Origin of the sequence: Micromonospora salmantinae (genome assembly GCF_022230905.1) — a bacterium.
GTDB classification, from domain to species: Bacteria; Actinomycetota; Actinomycetes; order Mycobacteriales; family Micromonosporaceae; genus Micromonospora; species Micromonospora salmantinae.
In genome coordinates, this window is sequence record NZ_JAKKFG010000043.1 from 155,541 (window position 1) to 169,752 (window position 14,212).

Annotated in this window: 14 protein-coding genes; 13 read left to right on the plus strand and 1 reads right to left on the minus strand. The window is 69.7% G+C overall.

All coding sequences use genetic code 11. The features are described 5' to 3' along the window. The first annotated feature begins 65 nt into the window (after positions 1-65). The 3 genes from PSH03_RS26835 (at position 66) to PSH03_RS26845 (ending at position 4,178) form a co-directional block, all read left to right on the plus strand. Positions 66-2,141 (plus strand): multicopper oxidase family protein, encoded by a 2,076-nt coding sequence (locus PSH03_RS26835; RefSeq protein WP_238690775.1) that lies wholly within the window; start codon positions 66-68, stop codon positions 2,139-2,141. Between the two features lie 88 nt (positions 2,142-2,229). Then, the gene (locus tag PSH03_RS26840) at positions 2,230-3,351 is read left to right on the plus strand and encodes a ScyD/ScyE family protein (RefSeq protein WP_210781779.1); all 1,122 of its coding nucleotides are present in this window, start codon (positions 2,230-2,232) and stop codon (positions 3,349-3,351) included. 128 nt (positions 3,352-3,479) lie between these two features. Then, on the plus strand, positions 3,480-4,178 hold the full coding sequence (locus PSH03_RS26845) for a response regulator (RefSeq protein ID WP_181539555.1): 699 nt from the start codon (positions 3,480-3,482) through the stop codon (positions 4,176-4,178). Positions 4,179-4,359: 181 nt separating this feature from the next. Here the strand turns inward: PSH03_RS26845 and metK are convergent, their stop codons facing one another. Continuing rightward, a complete protein-coding gene (metK, locus tag PSH03_RS26850) occupies positions 4,360-5,547 on the minus strand; it encodes a methionine adenosyltransferase (protein ID WP_238683686.1) in 1,188 nt (395 codons plus the stop codon). Between the two features lie 211 nt (positions 5,548-5,758). On the opposite strand from metK, the gene PSH03_RS26855 reads away from it, so the two are divergent. The 10 genes from PSH03_RS26855 to PSH03_RS26900 all read left to right on the plus strand — a co-directional run bounded on the left by PSH03_RS26855 (position 5,759) and on the right by PSH03_RS26900 (position 14,209). Next, positions 5,759-6,568: an AfsR/SARP family transcriptional regulator gene (locus tag PSH03_RS26855; protein WP_210781781.1), complete on the plus strand. Its 810-nt coding sequence runs from the start codon at positions 5,759-5,761 to the stop codon at positions 6,566-6,568. A gap of 81 nt (positions 6,569-6,649) precedes the next feature. Further along, positions 6,650-7,912 carry a beta-ketoacyl-[acyl-carrier-protein] synthase family protein gene (locus tag PSH03_RS26860; protein WP_238690776.1) on the plus strand — a complete coding sequence of 421 codons (1,263 nt, stop codon included), beginning with the start codon at positions 6,650-6,652 and terminating at the stop codon, positions 7,910-7,912. Beyond that, positions 7,909-9,129 carry a ketosynthase chain-length factor gene (locus tag PSH03_RS26865; RefSeq protein ID WP_210781782.1) on the plus strand — a complete coding sequence of 407 codons (1,221 nt, stop codon included), beginning with the start codon at positions 7,909-7,911 and terminating at the stop codon, positions 9,127-9,129. Before PSH03_RS26860 ends, PSH03_RS26865 begins: the two co-directional genes overlap by 4 nt. Next, positions 9,126-10,184, plus strand: coding sequence for a methyltransferase (locus PSH03_RS26870; RefSeq protein WP_210781783.1), 1,059 nt, complete (start codon positions 9,126-9,128; stop codon positions 10,182-10,184). The genes PSH03_RS26865 and PSH03_RS26870 overlap by 4 nt, the downstream gene beginning before the upstream one ends. Positions 10,185-10,199: 15 nt before the next feature. Next, positions 10,200-10,526 carry an antibiotic biosynthesis monooxygenase family protein gene (locus PSH03_RS26875; protein WP_210781784.1) on the plus strand — a complete coding sequence of 109 codons (327 nt, stop codon included), beginning with the start codon at positions 10,200-10,202 and terminating at the stop codon, positions 10,524-10,526. Further along, positions 10,519-12,141 (plus strand): FAD-dependent oxidoreductase, encoded by a 1,623-nt coding sequence (locus PSH03_RS26880; protein WP_210781785.1) that lies wholly within the window; start codon positions 10,519-10,521, stop codon positions 12,139-12,141. The genes PSH03_RS26875 and PSH03_RS26880 overlap by 8 nt, the downstream gene beginning before the upstream one ends. 4 nt (positions 12,142-12,145) lie before the next feature. After that, positions 12,146-12,487: a TcmI family type II polyketide cyclase gene (locus PSH03_RS26885; RefSeq protein WP_112581708.1), complete on the plus strand. Its 342-nt coding sequence runs from the start codon at positions 12,146-12,148 to the stop codon at positions 12,485-12,487. Next, positions 12,484-13,491: a class I SAM-dependent methyltransferase gene (locus PSH03_RS26890; protein ID WP_238690777.1), complete on the plus strand. Its 1,008-nt coding sequence runs from the start codon at positions 12,484-12,486 to the stop codon at positions 13,489-13,491. Before PSH03_RS26885 ends, PSH03_RS26890 begins: the two co-directional genes overlap by 4 nt. After that, on the plus strand, positions 13,491-13,955 hold the full coding sequence (locus PSH03_RS26895) for a cupin domain-containing protein (RefSeq protein ID WP_210781862.1): 465 nt from the start codon (positions 13,491-13,493) through the stop codon (positions 13,953-13,955). The genes PSH03_RS26890 and PSH03_RS26895 overlap by 1 nt, the downstream gene beginning before the upstream one ends. After that, complete coding sequence (locus PSH03_RS26900; RefSeq protein ID WP_210781786.1) at positions 13,952-14,209, plus strand: acyl carrier protein; 258 nt, start codon at positions 13,952-13,954, stop codon at positions 14,207-14,209. The genes PSH03_RS26895 and PSH03_RS26900 overlap by 4 nt, the downstream gene beginning before the upstream one ends. Positions 14,210-14,212: the final 3 nt, after the last annotated feature.

Here is a 14,212-nt window from a genome sequence, read left to right on the forward strand (position 1 = left end):
CGCCGTACGCACCGGCCGTTCCTCAACGGATGCCGGGTGGTGCGCATCCTCCGTATGTTGGCGTCATGTTTGAGGTCGGAGAGAACGCCGACGGGATCCTGGCCGGGGTCCTGTTCCTGATCTGGCTGTCCGCGACGATCCTCGCCACGCGGCTGGCCTGGCGCCCGACGCCCGAGGCGCTGCGCAAGAGCGCCCGTCGGCTGCTGCGTCTGCTCGTCGCCGCGCTTGTGGTGCTGGTCGTCAAGTGCGTCGCGATCGGGCTGATGCTCGCCGTCGACTGGATCTTTGCCGACAACCGCGTGATCGTGCAGATGCCGCTCCTGCTGTTGCCGATGCTGGCCGTCGCCATCTGGACCGTGCCGGGCCTGCGCGCCCTGGCCAACCGTGACGACGCACCGGTCGACGTCGAGACGCGCGCCGCCGCCGCCGATCCCCGATTCGTCGTGCCGGTCCAGGTGACGGCCGTGGCGACGGTCATTGGCGTCTACTTCGCGTACGTGTCCCGTCCGGTCCCGTCCTACCTCGACGACATCGCGACCCACGCCGCGCCGATCCTGCTGTCGGTGTTGGTGCTGTGGTTCTGGCAGGGGCGTCGCCTGCGGGTCGTCACCGCTACCGACTTCGCACGCCGTGGCCGGCGTGCCAGCGCCCTGCGCGCCACAGCGCAGGCTGCCGTCGTGGTGCTGGTCGCCGCCGCCGGCATCACCTACGTGGCGCAGAGCAGCAGGCTGCCCGACCGGATGAGCATGGCGTCGCACGACAACGTCGACTACGGCGGCGGCCCCTCGATCGGTCACGGTGGTCATGGCGGGACCTCGGTCGACGAGCTGCGCGGGCCGCGGACCGGCAAGCCCAACAAGGCATTCACCCTGACCGCGAAGAACGCCACGGTACGCCTCTCGTCCGGCGCCGAGATCAAGGCACTGACGTACAACGGACAGTCGCCCGGGCCGGAGTTGCGGGTCCGTGAGGGCGACCTCGTCGAGGTGACGCTGCACAACGAGATCCCCGACGAGAACGTGACCATCCACTGGCACGGCCTCGACGTCCCCAACGGTGAGGACGGCGTGGCCGGCGCGACGCAGAACGCTGTGGAGCCGGGCGGCACCTTCACCTACCGGTTCATCGCCGAGCAGGTCGGCACCTTCTGGTACCACACCCACCAGAACCCGCTGGAGGCGATCCGGCGGGGCCTGTTCGGCGCGCTGATCGTCGAGCCGCGCGACGGCCCCCCACCCGGCGAGCGGGACTTCGTCGTGCAGGCCCACGAGTGGCGTACGCCCGACGACAACATCGTCTCGTTCGGCACCAGTGACACCTTGCAGCGCCAGGAGGTGGCCCCGGGCACGCCGGTGCGGCTGCGTCTGATCAACACCGACAACAACCCGTCCACCGACAGTCGTCCGCGGTCCCTGACGGTCAACGGCACGCCGGTACGGGTGGCGGCGATCGACGGGGTCGACGTCAACGGTCCGACCCCGCTGACCGACCCGCGGTTCGGGTTGGCGACCGGTGGACGCTACGACGTGACGTTCACGATGCCGGCGGGCCCGGTGCGCCTGACCGACCTCGCCAACCGCGACGCCGGGCTGGTCCTGGCACCACCGGGTGACACCTCGACGCCGAAGATCGTCGACGACGGGGACCAGTTCGACCCGCTGTCGTACGGCTCTGGCGGCTCCCGGCCCTTCGACGCGGGCTCGTCGTACGACCGCTCGTTCACCCAGCTCCTCGACGACCGGCTGTCGTTCTACAACGGGGGCCTCCACCTGGTGCCGATCATCAACGGGCACAGCTTTCCCAACACGCCGACGCTCATGGTCCGGATGGACGACGTGGTCAAGGTGCGGATCGTCAACCGCAGCCACCAGAACCACCCGATGCATCTGCACGGCCATCACGCGTTGGTGCTGTCCCGCAACGGGGTCCGCGCGACCGGGTCACCGTGGTGGATCGACAGCCTCGACGTGATCCCCGGTGAGATCTACGAAATCGGCTTCAAGGCGGACAATCCGGGGCTCTGGATGGACCACTGTCACAACCTCGACCACGCGGCCAACGGCATGGTGATGCACCTCGCCTACGAGGGCGTGACATCCCCCTATGAGCTGGGGCGGGGCACTCCCAACCAGCCGGAGTAGGCGGACCTGTCGAGCCTTCCTCCACCGGGCCTCGAGGCAACGGCGGCAGCGTCGTTCGCATCCGAACCCCGCATGCTGAGGAGAACCCATGCTCGACGCGATGCGACGAACGTTGTCGCTGGCTGTGCCGCTGGTACTGGTGGCCGGCATTGCCGCGCCCGCCACAGCGGCCACCTCGACCACTGGGCGACTGACCGTCGTCGCCCGCAACCTCGACAACCCTCGCGGTGTCGCCATCGACCGGGCCGGCATCGTCTACGTCGCCGAGGCCGGGCTCGGCGGCGACGACGTGTGCATCCCCGGCACGTTCGGCACCAACCTCTGCTACGGCTCGACCGGTGCGATCACGGCGGTCCGTCACGGCTGGCAGAAGCGAGTCGTGACGGGCCTGCCGTCGCTGCGTAGCACCGGCGGCGGCTTCTCCGTCTACGGTGCCCACGACCTGGCCTTCGATCGGCAGGGCAAGCTCCTGGTGGCGATGGGCTACAGCACCGACCCGGTCTCGCGCGACCTGCTCGGTGCGGCCGGGGCCACGATGGGAACCATCCTCCGGGTCGAGGGGAAGCGCCGCTGGTCTGTCGTCGGCGACCTCTCCGCCTTCGAGGGGCAGAACAACCCCGACGGGGTGATTCCGGAGAGCCAGCCGTACGCCGTCGTCGCCGACGGGCGTGACGTCTACGCGCTCGACGCGGCCGCCAACGACCTGCTGAAGATCGACCGTCGTGGCGTGGTCACTGCCGAACACGTGTGGCCGCAGGAGCAGGTTCCCGCGCCGCCGGAGTGGGGTCTGCCGCCCGGCTCGACGACGCCGATCCAGTTCGTGCCGGTCACCATCACCCGTGGGCCGGACGGCGCCTTCTACATCGGACAGCTGACCGGGCACCCCTTCCCGAACGGCGGCGCCCGGGTGTGGCGGCTCGTGCCCGGACAGGAGCCGACGATCTTCGCGACCGGCTTCACCAACATCATCGACATCGCGTTCGACAAGCGGGGTCGACTGGTCGTGCTGGAGATCGCGAAGAACGGGCTCAGCTCCGGGGATTCCACCGGCGCGTTGATCCGGGTGGAGCGCGACGGTAGCCGCCGGGAGTTGGCGAGTACCGGACTGGACTCCCCGATGTCGTTCGCCATCGCTTCCGACGGCAGCTTCTACATCGCCAACAAGGGCCTCGGCATCGGCGAGTTGGTCCGTCTGTCCATACGAGACTGACGGAATCGCGCGGCAATCGTGGCGTTCTTCGTGTCGGGAGGACGCCACGATAGCTGTGGTGTCACACGTCCGCGATACGGTGCCAATCGTGTGCACGCTGGCGGCGGGGATGGGGTCTGGGGGTTAGGTTGACGCGGTCCGACGGCGGGTCCCCCGCCGGCGCCACCACCATCCTCATAGTCGACGACCACGCTCTCGTCCGCGAGGGGCTGCGCTGGGTGCTCGAGGTGCACGCCGACCTCGACGTGGTCGACGAGGCGGGCGACTCGGCCACCGCGGTCGCCAAGGCGGCGTCGGAACGCCCCGACGTGGTGCTGCTCGACGTCGAGATTCCCGGCGACGACCCGGTGGTCACGGTGCGCCGCATCCGTGAGGTGTCGCCCGACAGCGCGGTCGTCATCCTCAGCATGTACGACAGCCCTGACCTGCTGCGCCGTCTGATCGCCGCCGGGGTTCGCGCCTACCTGCTCAAGAGCGTGGGCCGTGAGGAGCTGGTCGCCGCGATCCGCAAGGCCCGGGACGGCAGCGGCTCGGTGCTGCTCTCCGTCTCCGGTCAGAGCCTCGTGCAGGTGCAGAACGCGGAGTCCGCCATTCTGTCCCCCGTCGAGCTGGAGATCCTGCAACTCGCGGCCGAGGCGATGACCAACGCCCAGATCGCACGGCGACTCGACCTGACCGAGGCCACTGTGAAGAGCCACCTGCGTCGCATCTTCGCGAAGCTCGGCGCGGTCTCCCGCATCGACGCGGTCAACAAGGCGGTGGCAGCGTCACTGGTGACGCTGCCACACGACCGGTTGGTGCCACGCCCGCGCCGCCCGCCGTTCTAGGGCCTGTTTCATAAGAACTGGCCGGCCTGCGGCGGGCCCGGACGACGACCGGCGGCGTTGCGGTTTCGTCCGGATACGACACCGGTATCCGGACGAAACCGCGCCTTGCCGGATCGCCGCCCGGACTCCGCCTCGGCTCGACCGCCCTTATGAAACAGGCCCTGGCGACCGGCGACGTTCCTCAACAAGCGGCCTTGAGGTCGGCGGCGCGGTCCGTGCGCTCCCAGGTCAGGTCCGGGAGTTCACGGCCGAAGTGGCCGTAGGCTGCCGTCTGCTGGTAGATCGGACGCAGGAGGTCCAGGTCGCGGATGATCGCCGCCGGACGCAGGTCGAAGACCTCACCGATAGCCTTCTCGATGCGGTCGAGCGGCACCGTCTCCGTGCCGAACGTCTCCACGAACAGGCTCACCGGGTGGGCCTTCCCGATCGCGTAGGCCACCTGCGCCTCGCACCGTTCGGCAAGGCCCGCGGCGACCACGTTCTTCGCCACCCACCGCATCGCGTACGCCGCCGAGCGGTCGACCTTCGACGGGTCCTTGCCCGAGAACGCGCCACCACCGTGTCGGGCGTACCCGCCGTAGGTGTCGACGATGATCTTCCGCCCGGTCAGGCCGGCGTCGCCCATCGGGCCACCGATCTCGAACCGACCGGTCGGGTTGACCAGCAGCCGGTAACCCTCGGTGTCGAGGTCGAGCGCCTCCAGCTCCGGCGTGATCACGTGGTTCCGGATGTCGGGGGCGAGCAGTTCGTCGAGGGAGATGTGGGCGGCGTGCTGCGTGGAGACCACGACGGTGTCGAGCCGGACCGGGCGTAGGCCGTCGTACTCGACGGTGACCTGGGTCTTGCCGTCCGGCCGCAGGTAGGGCACCGTGCCGTCCTTGCGGACGGCGGCCAGACGACGGGCCAGCCGGTGGGCCAGCGCGATCGGCAGCGGCATCAGCTCCGGCGTCTCCGAGCAGGCGAAGCCGAACATCATGCCCTGGTCACCGGCGCCCTGGGCGTCGAGCCCACCGCCGGACGAACCGTCGCGCAGCTCGATCGCAGTGTCGACGCCCTGCGCGATGTCGGGCGACTGGGCACCGATCGAGATGCTGACGCCGCAGGAGGCGCCGTCGAAGCCCTTCTTCGACGAGTCGTACCCGATGCCCAGGACCGTTTCCCGCACGATGCGCGGGATGTCGGCGTAGGCCTGCGTGGTGACCTCGCCCGCGACGTGGACCTGGCCGGTGGTGATCAGGCTTTCGACGGCGACCCGGCTGTGCGGGTCCTGCGCCAGTAGCGCGTCGAGGATCCCGTCGCTGATCTGGTCGGCGATCTTGTCGGGATGACCTTCGGTGACCGACTCGGAGGTGAAGAGGCGGCGCGACATGTGTGACTCCTAACCCGAGGGGCGTGGGGGCCCGGCGAGTCTTCCCGCCCCTGGTGGAGGTTGCCTGGAGGAAGCATCGAGCGATCGAAGGGGTATCCGCCGTACAACTTTCGACACGCATCGATCCTCGGAAGAACCCGCGATGTCGCTACCTGCGGTCGTTCCGACACCCTCCGCCCATCCATAGCTTGAGAGCGTCTCGACGAGTGCTATGGGGAATGGGGGGACCACTGTGGTCAGGTACGAGATCCTCGGGTCGCTGGAAGTGATCCACGAGGGCCGGATCTGCACGCCGACGCCGCCGAAGGTGCGGACCGTGTTGGCGCTGCTGGTGATGCGGGCCAATCGGGTCGTTCTGGTCGACTCGATAATCCGTGAGCTGTGGGGTGACGATCCGGCGCGCAGCGCCGTCACCACAGTGCAGACCTACATCTACCACCTGCGCAAGCTCTTCGCGAAGGAGGGCATAGAGACCCCGGACCGGACGGTGCTGGAGAGCCGTGCCCGCGGCTACCTGCTCAGGGTGGAGCCGGGCCAGCTCGACGCCGAGGTGTTCGAGACGATGCTCGACCAGGGCCGTTCGCACATCGAGTCGGACCGGCCCGAGGAGGGCGCCGAGGTGCTGCGGCGGGCGCTGGCCATGTGGACGGGGCCGGTGGGCGCCAACGTGACGTTCGGGCCGGCGTTGGAGGCGCACGCGATCCACCTCCAGGAGCAGTGGATCCGGGCGTTGGAGCTGCGCATCCAGGCCGACATCACGCTCGGCCGCCACCGCGAGTTGATCGGCGAGCTGCGCTATCTCGTGGGCACGTACCCGCTCAACGAGTGGTTCCACCGCCAGCTCATCGTGGCGCTCAACCGCTCCGGGCGCCGTGGTGAGGCGTTGCAGGCGTACCACCACCTGCGCCGGGTGCTCAGTGAGGAGTTGGGCCTGGACCCTTCGCCTGACCTCCAGCGGCTCCAGCGGGAGGTGTTGGCCGCCGGCGGGCCACTGCGCCCGGGGCTCGCCAGGGCCTCGTGACAGGCCCTCGACCGACGCTCCAGCGCCGTTCGACCGGCCGTCCCTAGCTTTCACACGGACATCGCGGCCAGGAGGTCTTCCATGACGAGCACATCCGACCGTCGGGTGGTCATTACCGGGATTGGCGTCATCGCCCCCGGTGGACTGGGCACCAAGGCGTTCTGGGAACTGTTGACCGCTGGCCGCACGGCCACCCGTACCCTGTCGTTCTTCGACGCCACCCCCTTCCGGTCGCGGGTGGCCGCGGAGGCCGACTTCGACCCGGTCGCCGAGGGTCTGTCGCCGCAGGAGGTCCGCCGGATGGACCGGGCGGCCCAGATGGCGGTGGTCTGCACCCGGGAGGCGCTGGCCGACAGCGGCTTCGAGGTCGCCGACCCGACCCGGGTCGGCGTGAGCGTCGGCACGGCGGTCGGGGCCACGATGAGCCTCGAAGAGGAGTACGTCGTGGTCAGCGACGGCGGCCGAAAATGGCTGACCGACCACCGGTACGCCACCCCGCACCTCTACGACTATCTGGTACCGAGCTCGTTCGCCCGCGAGGTGGCGTGGTCGGTCGGGGCGGAGGGTCCGGCGACTGTGGTCTCGACCGGCTGCACGTCGGGCCTCGACTCGGTCGGCCACGCCCGGGAGCTGATCCGGGAGGGCTCGGCCGACGTGATGATCGCCGGCGCGACCGACGCCCCGATCTCGCCGATCACCGTGGCCTGCTTCGACGCGATCAAGGCGACCACGGCCCGCAACGACGACCCGACGCACGCCTCGCGGCCGTTCGACAACAGTCGCGACGGGTTCGTTCTCGGCGAGGGTTCGGCGATGTTCGTCCTCGAAGAGCTCGAGCACGCCCGCCGGCGAGGTGCGCAGATCTACGCCGAGCTGGTGGGGTTCGCCTCGCGCTCCAACGCGTTCCACATGACCGGCCTGCGGCCCGACGGGCGGGAGATGGCCGAGGCGATCCGGGTGGCGCTCGCCGACGCCCGGCTGCCCGGCGACGCCGTCGACTACATCAACGCGCACGGTTCGGGTACGAAGCAGAACGACAGGCACGAGACTGCGGCGTTCAAGCGGAGCCTCGGTGAACACGCGTACCGCACCCCGGTCAGCTCGATCAAGTCGATGATCGGCCACTCGCTCGGCGCCATCGGCTCGATCGAGATCGCGGCTTCGGCTCTGGCGATCAAGCACGGGGCGGTGCCGCCGACGGCCAACCTGCACGAACGCGACCCGGAGTGCGACCTCGACTACGTGCCGCTCACCGCCCGTGAGCAGCAGACCGACGTGGTGTTGAGCGTGGGCAGCGGGTTCGGCGGCTTCCAGAGCGCGATGCTCCTGGCGCGTGTGGCATGACCACTGTCGTCACCGGGGTCGGGGTGGCCGCGCCCAACGGGTTGGGCCGCGACGCCTTCTGGGCGGCCACCGTCGCCGGGGTGGGTGGCATCGGGCCGATCAGCCGTTTCGACCCCTCGGGTTATCCCGCCCAGTTGGCCGGCGAGGTGCCCGGGTACGAGGCGGCCGATCACATCCCGAGCCGGCTGATGGCGCAGACGGACCACATGACCCGGCTGTCGTTGACGGCGGCGCAGTGGGCGCTGGCCGACGCGTCGGTCGACCCGTCGGCGCTGCCCGAGTTCGGCATGGGTGTCGTCACGGCCAGCGCGTCGGGCGGCTTCGAGTTCGGCCATCGTGAGCTGGAGAAGCTCTGGAGCAAGGGCTCCGAGCACGTCAGCGCCTACCAGTCGTTCGCCTGGTTCTACGCTGTCAACACCGGCCAGATCTCCATCCGCCACGGGATGCGTGGGCCGACCGGCGTGCTCGTCACCGAGCAGGCGGGCGGGCTCGACGCGGTGGCGCAGGCCCGACGCCAGGTGCGCAAGGGCGTGCAGCTCGTAATGACCGGCGGCGTCGACGCGTCGCTCTGTCCGTGGGGCTGGACCGCCCAGCTCGCCAACGGTCTCCTCAGCACGGGGCGTGATCCGGCCACGGCTTACCTGCCGTTCGACGCCAACGCGTCGGGTTACGTGCCGGGCGAGGGCGGGGCGATCCTCGTGTTGGAGGACGAACACGCCGCTGCCCGGCGCGGGGCCGCCGTCTACGGGGTGATCGCCGGTTACGGCGCCACGTTCGACCCCCGGCCCGGCTCCGGCCGTCCGCCGGGTCTGCGTCGGGCGGCCGAGATGGCAGTGTCCGACGCCGGTCTCACACCGGCCGACATCGACGTCGTCTTCGCCGACGGCGCCGGTGTCGCGGAGCTCGACCGCGTCGAGGCCGAGGCGATCACCGCGGTCTTCGGCCCACGTGGGGTGCCGGTGACCGCGCCCAAGACGATGACCGGCCGGCTCTACTCGGGCGGGGCGGCGCTCGACCTCGTCTCCGCGCTGCTGTCGATCCGGCACTGTGTCATCCCGCCCACCACAAACATCCGCCAGCCGGCCGAGGGCCTGCACCTCGACCTGGTGCGCGACGTCGCGCGGGAGACACCCGTACGCGCGGCGCTCGTCCTCGCCAGGGGCTACGGCGGGTTCAACGCGGCCATGGTCGTGACCGACGAAAGGAATGGACGATGACCGACGCCAGCCTCGCCGCCGTCGCGAACTTCGACGAGCAGCAGGCACTCGACCTGCGTGAACGGCAGATCGCGGTGCTGGGAAGCGCCAAACAGATCGCCAACGTGATCTACGTGGTCACCGAACTCGGCGTCGCCGACCTGCTCGTCGACGGACCGGTGCCGGTCGCCCAACTGGCGGCGGCGACCGAGTCGCACGAGGACGCGCTGCGGCGGATCCTGCGCGCGGCCTGCGCGGTCGGCATCTTCGACGAGCAGGAGGACGGGTCGTTCGCGCTGACCCCGCTCGGCGAAGGGCTGACGTCGGCCCGGATCGGCGGGCTGCGGCCGATGGTGCAGTTCAGCGGCGCCGACTTCAACCGCCTCCCGTACGCGGAGATCCTGCACAGCGTCCGCACCGGCGAGCCGGCCTTCAACAAGGTCTTCGGCATGGGCTTCTACGACTACCTCCAGGCCCACCCGGAGGCCAACCGGTTCTTCGAGGGCTTCATGGCCCACTGGAGCCGGCGGCTCGCCGACCGGTTCGCGGCGGAGTTGGCGCCCGAGCGGTTCGGCCGGATCGCCGACATCGGCGGCAGCAACGGCTACTTCCTGGCAAAGATGCTCCAGCGTCATCCCGAGGGCACCGGTGTCCTCTTCGACCTGCCCGAGGTCGTGGCCGATGCCGAACCGCTGCTCAAGGAGCACGGTGTCACCGAGCGGGTCGAGGTGCGGGGCGGCGACTTCTTCACCGACGAACTGCCGGCCGGCGCGGATGCGTACATCCTGAAGTCGATCGTCCACAACTGGCCGGACGACACCTGCGTCACGCTGCTACGTCGGATCCGCGCGGCGATCGGCGACGCCGACTCCCGCCTCATCGCGATCGACCAGATCGTGCCGCCGCGCAACCAGTGGGACCACGCCAAGATCATCGACATCGACATGCTGGTGCTTTTCGGCGGCAAGGAGCGCGACCTCCGCGAATGGCAGGCGCTGTTCACCGCGTCCGGTTTCGAGCTGGTCAACACCCCCGCATCCCGCGGCTGGGCCCTGCTCGAAGCGCGTCCGATCTAGGAAAGGAAGCCCGCAATGGCACACATCGGCATCGACCAGCCGGTCGTGACGATGGTCAACGTCTTCACCGTCGAGCCGGCCAACCAGCAGAAGCTCGTCGACATCCTGATCGAGGCGACCGACGCGGTGATGTCCAAGGTCGACGGGTTCGTGTCGGCGAACATCCACGCCAGCCTCGACGGGACCCGGGTCGTCAACTACGCGCAGTGGAAGAGCGAAGAGCACTTCACGGCGATGCTCCAGAACCCCGAGGTCCACCCCCACTTCGGCGAGGTACGCGCGATCGCCACGCCGGAACGCCACCTCTACAAAGTCGTCTACACGGAGGACGCTCATGTCTGACGGAAGCACCGACGTCCTGATCGTCGGCGGCGGCCCGGTCGGTTTGTCGACCGCGCTCTTCCTGGCCCGCAAGGGGATCCGGCCGATCCTTGTCGAACGTCGGCCTCGGCTGTCGACGATCCCCCGCGCGACCGGCCTGCACGCCCGCACTGTGGAGATCTTCCGCACCGTCGGCCTGGAGCCGGCCGTGCAGCAGGCCGGCATGAAGATCGTCGGGCCGGGCGCCGAACTCGACCTCGTCCGCGCCGGCCGCGCCACGCCACTGGTCATGCTCGGCGCCCAGTCCCTGGCCGACCTCCACAAGTCGTTCGTCATGGAGGCGCACGACGTCGACTACGACAAGTTCACGCCGAGCTGGCCGATCTGGTGCGGCCAGGACCACTACGAGCCGCTGCTCTACGACGCCGCCGTCGAGGCGGGCGCGGAGATCCGCTTCCAGAACGAGCTGATCGGGCTGACCCAGGACCCTGACGGGGTGACCGCGACAGTCAACGACAACGGTACGACGCGCACGATCCGGGCGCGCTACGTCGTCGCTGCCGACGGCGTGAAGAGCCCGGTCCGCGAACTGCTCCAGATCGGAAACCGCAGCAACGGTGTCGCCGGGAACTTCGTCAGCATCATCTTCCGCGCCAAGGTCGACCTGCCCGAGTCGGCACCACGCTTCACGCTGATCTACCTGATGAACCAGCTGGCCCAGGGTTTGCTGCTCTTCATCGAGCCGGGGCGGTGGATGTTCGGCGTCAACTACTACCCCGAGCGGGGACAGTCGCCGGCCGACTTCACCCCGGAACGGTGCGTCGAGCTGGCCCGGATCGCGGCCGGTGACCCCGAGCTGGAGGTCGAGGTCGAGTCGGCCCAGCCCTGGGACGCGCGGCACATGGTCGCCGACGCGTACCAGGCGGGGCGGGTCTTCCTCGCCGGCGACGCCTGCCACGCCCACCCGCCGGCCGGCGGCTTCGGTGTCAACGCCGGCATCCAGGACGCGCACAACCTGGCGTGGAAGCTCGCCGACGTCCTTCAGGGACGAGCCGACGAGAGCCTGCTCGACTCCTACGAAGCCGAGCGTCGTCCGGTCGGCGCGGCGACCGCCGACCAGGCGTGGATGCTCTTCCGCACCCGGGGTCAGCTCGCCGACGAGGACAAGGCCGCCTACCGGGACTTCGTCATCGTGACGATGGGCTACCGGTACACCTCCAACGCGATCGTCGGCGCGCCCGCCGACACCGAGCTGCTGCCCCGCGAGCTGACCTTCACCGGCCAACCCGGATCGCGTGCCCCGCACGGCTGGGTCGACCACGACGGCGCTCGGGTCTCCACGATCGACGTGCTGACCGAGGGCTGGACGTTGGCCACTGCTCCGGGCGACGACGCCTGGCTCGCGGCGGCCGAGGCGGTCTCGGCGGAGACCGGGCTTCCGATCAAGGCGCTGACCGCCGGCCCCGACGGTGACCTCGCCGACGACGGCTCGTGGCTCGCGAGCTGTGGGGTCGGCCCCGGCGGGGCGCTGTTGGTACGCCCCGATGGCATCGTCGCCTGGCGCAGCGCCGGCCCGGTCGACGACCGGGCGCAGACCCTTGCCGCCGCCCTGGCCACGATCCTGCGGGGAGCGTGAGCACATGTCCTACCGCGCCCTCATGGTCATGCGGATGGCCCCCGGTCACGCCGACGCGGTCGCCGAGCTCTTCGCCGAGCACGACAAGGGCGACATGCCGTACGTCGTCGGCATCTCGCGGCGCACGCTCTTCCAATACCAGGACCTCTACATGCACCTGCTCGAGGCCGACACCGACGTCTTCGACAAGCTCCTCGCGGCCCGAGCCCGAGCGGACTTCCAGGAGGTCAACCGCCGACTCTCGGCCTACCTGCAGCGCTACGCGCCGGACAGCATGACCGAGTTGCAGGACTCGAAGGCCACGCCCTTCTACACCTGGAGCCCCGAGACAGGGAGCATCACGTGACGCTGACCCGCCGCGACATCAACGACATGATGCAGGCATACAAGAAGACGAGCCTGCTGCGTACCGCTGTCGAGCTGGGTGTGTTCGACGCGCTCGCCGCGGGCCCGGCCACGGCCAGCGGGCTCGCTCCGAAGCTCGGCATCCACCCGCGGGGCGCGCGCATCCTGCTCGACGCGCTCACCGCGATCCGTCTCACCGACCGGACCGGCGAGCACTTCTCGCTCACCCCGGCGGCCGCCGACCACCTGGTCAGCACCCGTCCGGACTACCTGGGCGGCATGGTCAAGGTGATGTCGAGCGACTGGGAGTGGGACGCGTTGCGCGACCTCAGCGCCGCCGTACGGGCCGGCGGCACAGTGCTCGACGTGCACGCCGAGACCCCGGAGTACACCTACTGGGAGGACTTCGCCGCGTACGCGACGAAGGTCGCCCAGCCGACCGCCGAGGTGATGGCCGAGGCGCTCGCGCCGTGGACGAAGGAGCGCGCCGAACTCGACATCCTCGACGTCGCCTGCGGCCACGGCGTCTACGGCTACACCCTCGCGCAGCACAACCCACAGGCGGCGGTGACCTCGCTGGACTGGCCCAACGTGCTCGCCGTGACGGAGAAGCACGCCGAGCGGCTCGGTGTGCGCGACAGGGCGTCGTTCCTGCCGGGTGACATGTTCACCACCGATCTCGGCGGCCCGTACGACGTCGTGCTGCTCACCAACGTCACCCACCACTTCTCCGAGGAGCGGGTGCACGAGTTGGTGAACCGCCTCGGTTCCGTGGTCAAGCCGGGTGGCCGGCTGGTCATCGTCGGGTTCACCACTGGCGACGAGTCGCCGGCACTTGACCCGGCGCCGTACCTCTTCTCGGTGTTGATGTTGGTCTGGACCTTCGAGGGGGAGTCGCACTCTGTCGCCGCCTACAACCGGGCGCTCGCCGCGGCGGGCTTCGGCCCGGCCACCGTCCACCCGACGGACCTGCCGTTCCGAGTGCTCGTCGCAGAGAAGGGATGATCATGCATCGGCAACCGATCGTGAAGGTCGCCGCCACCGACGTGCCCGGCATCAACCGGATCGGCGGCGAGGTGCGGATCCTGCTCAGCCCGAAGACCGTCGACGCGACGGAGGGCTTCATGGGCACGGTCCGCCTGGAGCCGGGCGAGTTCCTGGCGGAGCAGTACAACCCGTACTCGGACAAGTTCTGTTATCTGGTGCGCGGCGAGGTCGTGATCCGCGTCGACGGCGCGGAGGTCAAGCTCGCGCCCGACGAGGCTCTCATGGTCCGTCGCGGCCAGCGGCACCGCATCGTCAACGCCGGTGGCGAGACCGCGCTGATCGTGTTCCAGATCAGCCCGCTCGCGCCGCGCCCCGAGCTGGGCCACGTCGACACCGAGGAGGTCCCGCACCCCGAGTCGCCGGTGCCACAGGTCGGCGGCGTGCGCGACGGGTGGCAGCGACCGACGGGAGGAAACTCATGAGCCAGCTGACCCTCGACGACCTGCGTCGGATCCTGGAGACCAGTTCCGGCGTGGTCGAGCAGACCGACTGGGCCGATCCGGCGACGCTCGACGCGCCGTTCGACGACCTCGGCTACGACTCGCTCGCGCTGCTGGAGCTGGCGGCGCGGGTGCAGCAGGAGTACGAGGTCCGCATCCCCGACGACGCCGTGTCGATCATGAAGACGCCGCGGCTCGCCGTCGACTACATCAACCAACGACTCGCGGATCGGTGACCC

Bases quoted from the DNA above. Each gene is read 5' to 3' on its own strand.
- PSH03_RS26875 (WP_210781784.1), top strand. From the start codon at position 10,200: ATGGCACACATCGGCATCGACCAGCCGGTCGTGACGATGGTCAACGTC.
- PSH03_RS26870 (WP_210781783.1), top strand. From the start codon at position 9,126: ATGACCGACGCCAGCCTCGCCGCCGTCGCGAACTTCGACGAGCAGCAG.
- PSH03_RS26840 (WP_210781779.1), top strand. From the start codon at position 2,230: ATGCTCGACGCGATGCGACGAACGTTGTCGCTGGCTGTGCCGCTGGTA.
- metK (WP_238683686.1), bottom strand. From the start codon at position 5,547: ATGTCGCGCCGCCTCTTCACCTCCGAGTCGGTCACCGAAGGTCATCCC.
- PSH03_RS26900 (WP_210781786.1), top strand. From the start codon at position 13,952: ATGAGCCAGCTGACCCTCGACGACCTGCGTCGGATCCTGGAGACCAGT.
- PSH03_RS26855 (WP_210781781.1), top strand. From the start codon at position 5,759: ATGGGGAATGGGGGGACCACTGTGGTCAGGTACGAGATCCTCGGGTCG.
- PSH03_RS26885 (WP_112581708.1), top strand. From the start codon at position 12,146: ATGTCCTACCGCGCCCTCATGGTCATGCGGATGGCCCCCGGTCACGCC.
- PSH03_RS26835 (WP_238690775.1), top strand. From the start codon at position 66: ATGTTTGAGGTCGGAGAGAACGCCGACGGGATCCTGGCCGGGGTCCTG.
- PSH03_RS26865 (WP_210781782.1), top strand. From the start codon at position 7,909: ATGACCACTGTCGTCACCGGGGTCGGGGTGGCCGCGCCCAACGGGTTG.
- PSH03_RS26880 (WP_210781785.1), top strand. From the start codon at position 10,519: ATGTCTGACGGAAGCACCGACGTCCTGATCGTCGGCGGCGGCCCGGTC.
- PSH03_RS26860 (WP_238690776.1), top strand. From the start codon at position 6,650: ATGACGAGCACATCCGACCGTCGGGTGGTCATTACCGGGATTGGCGTC.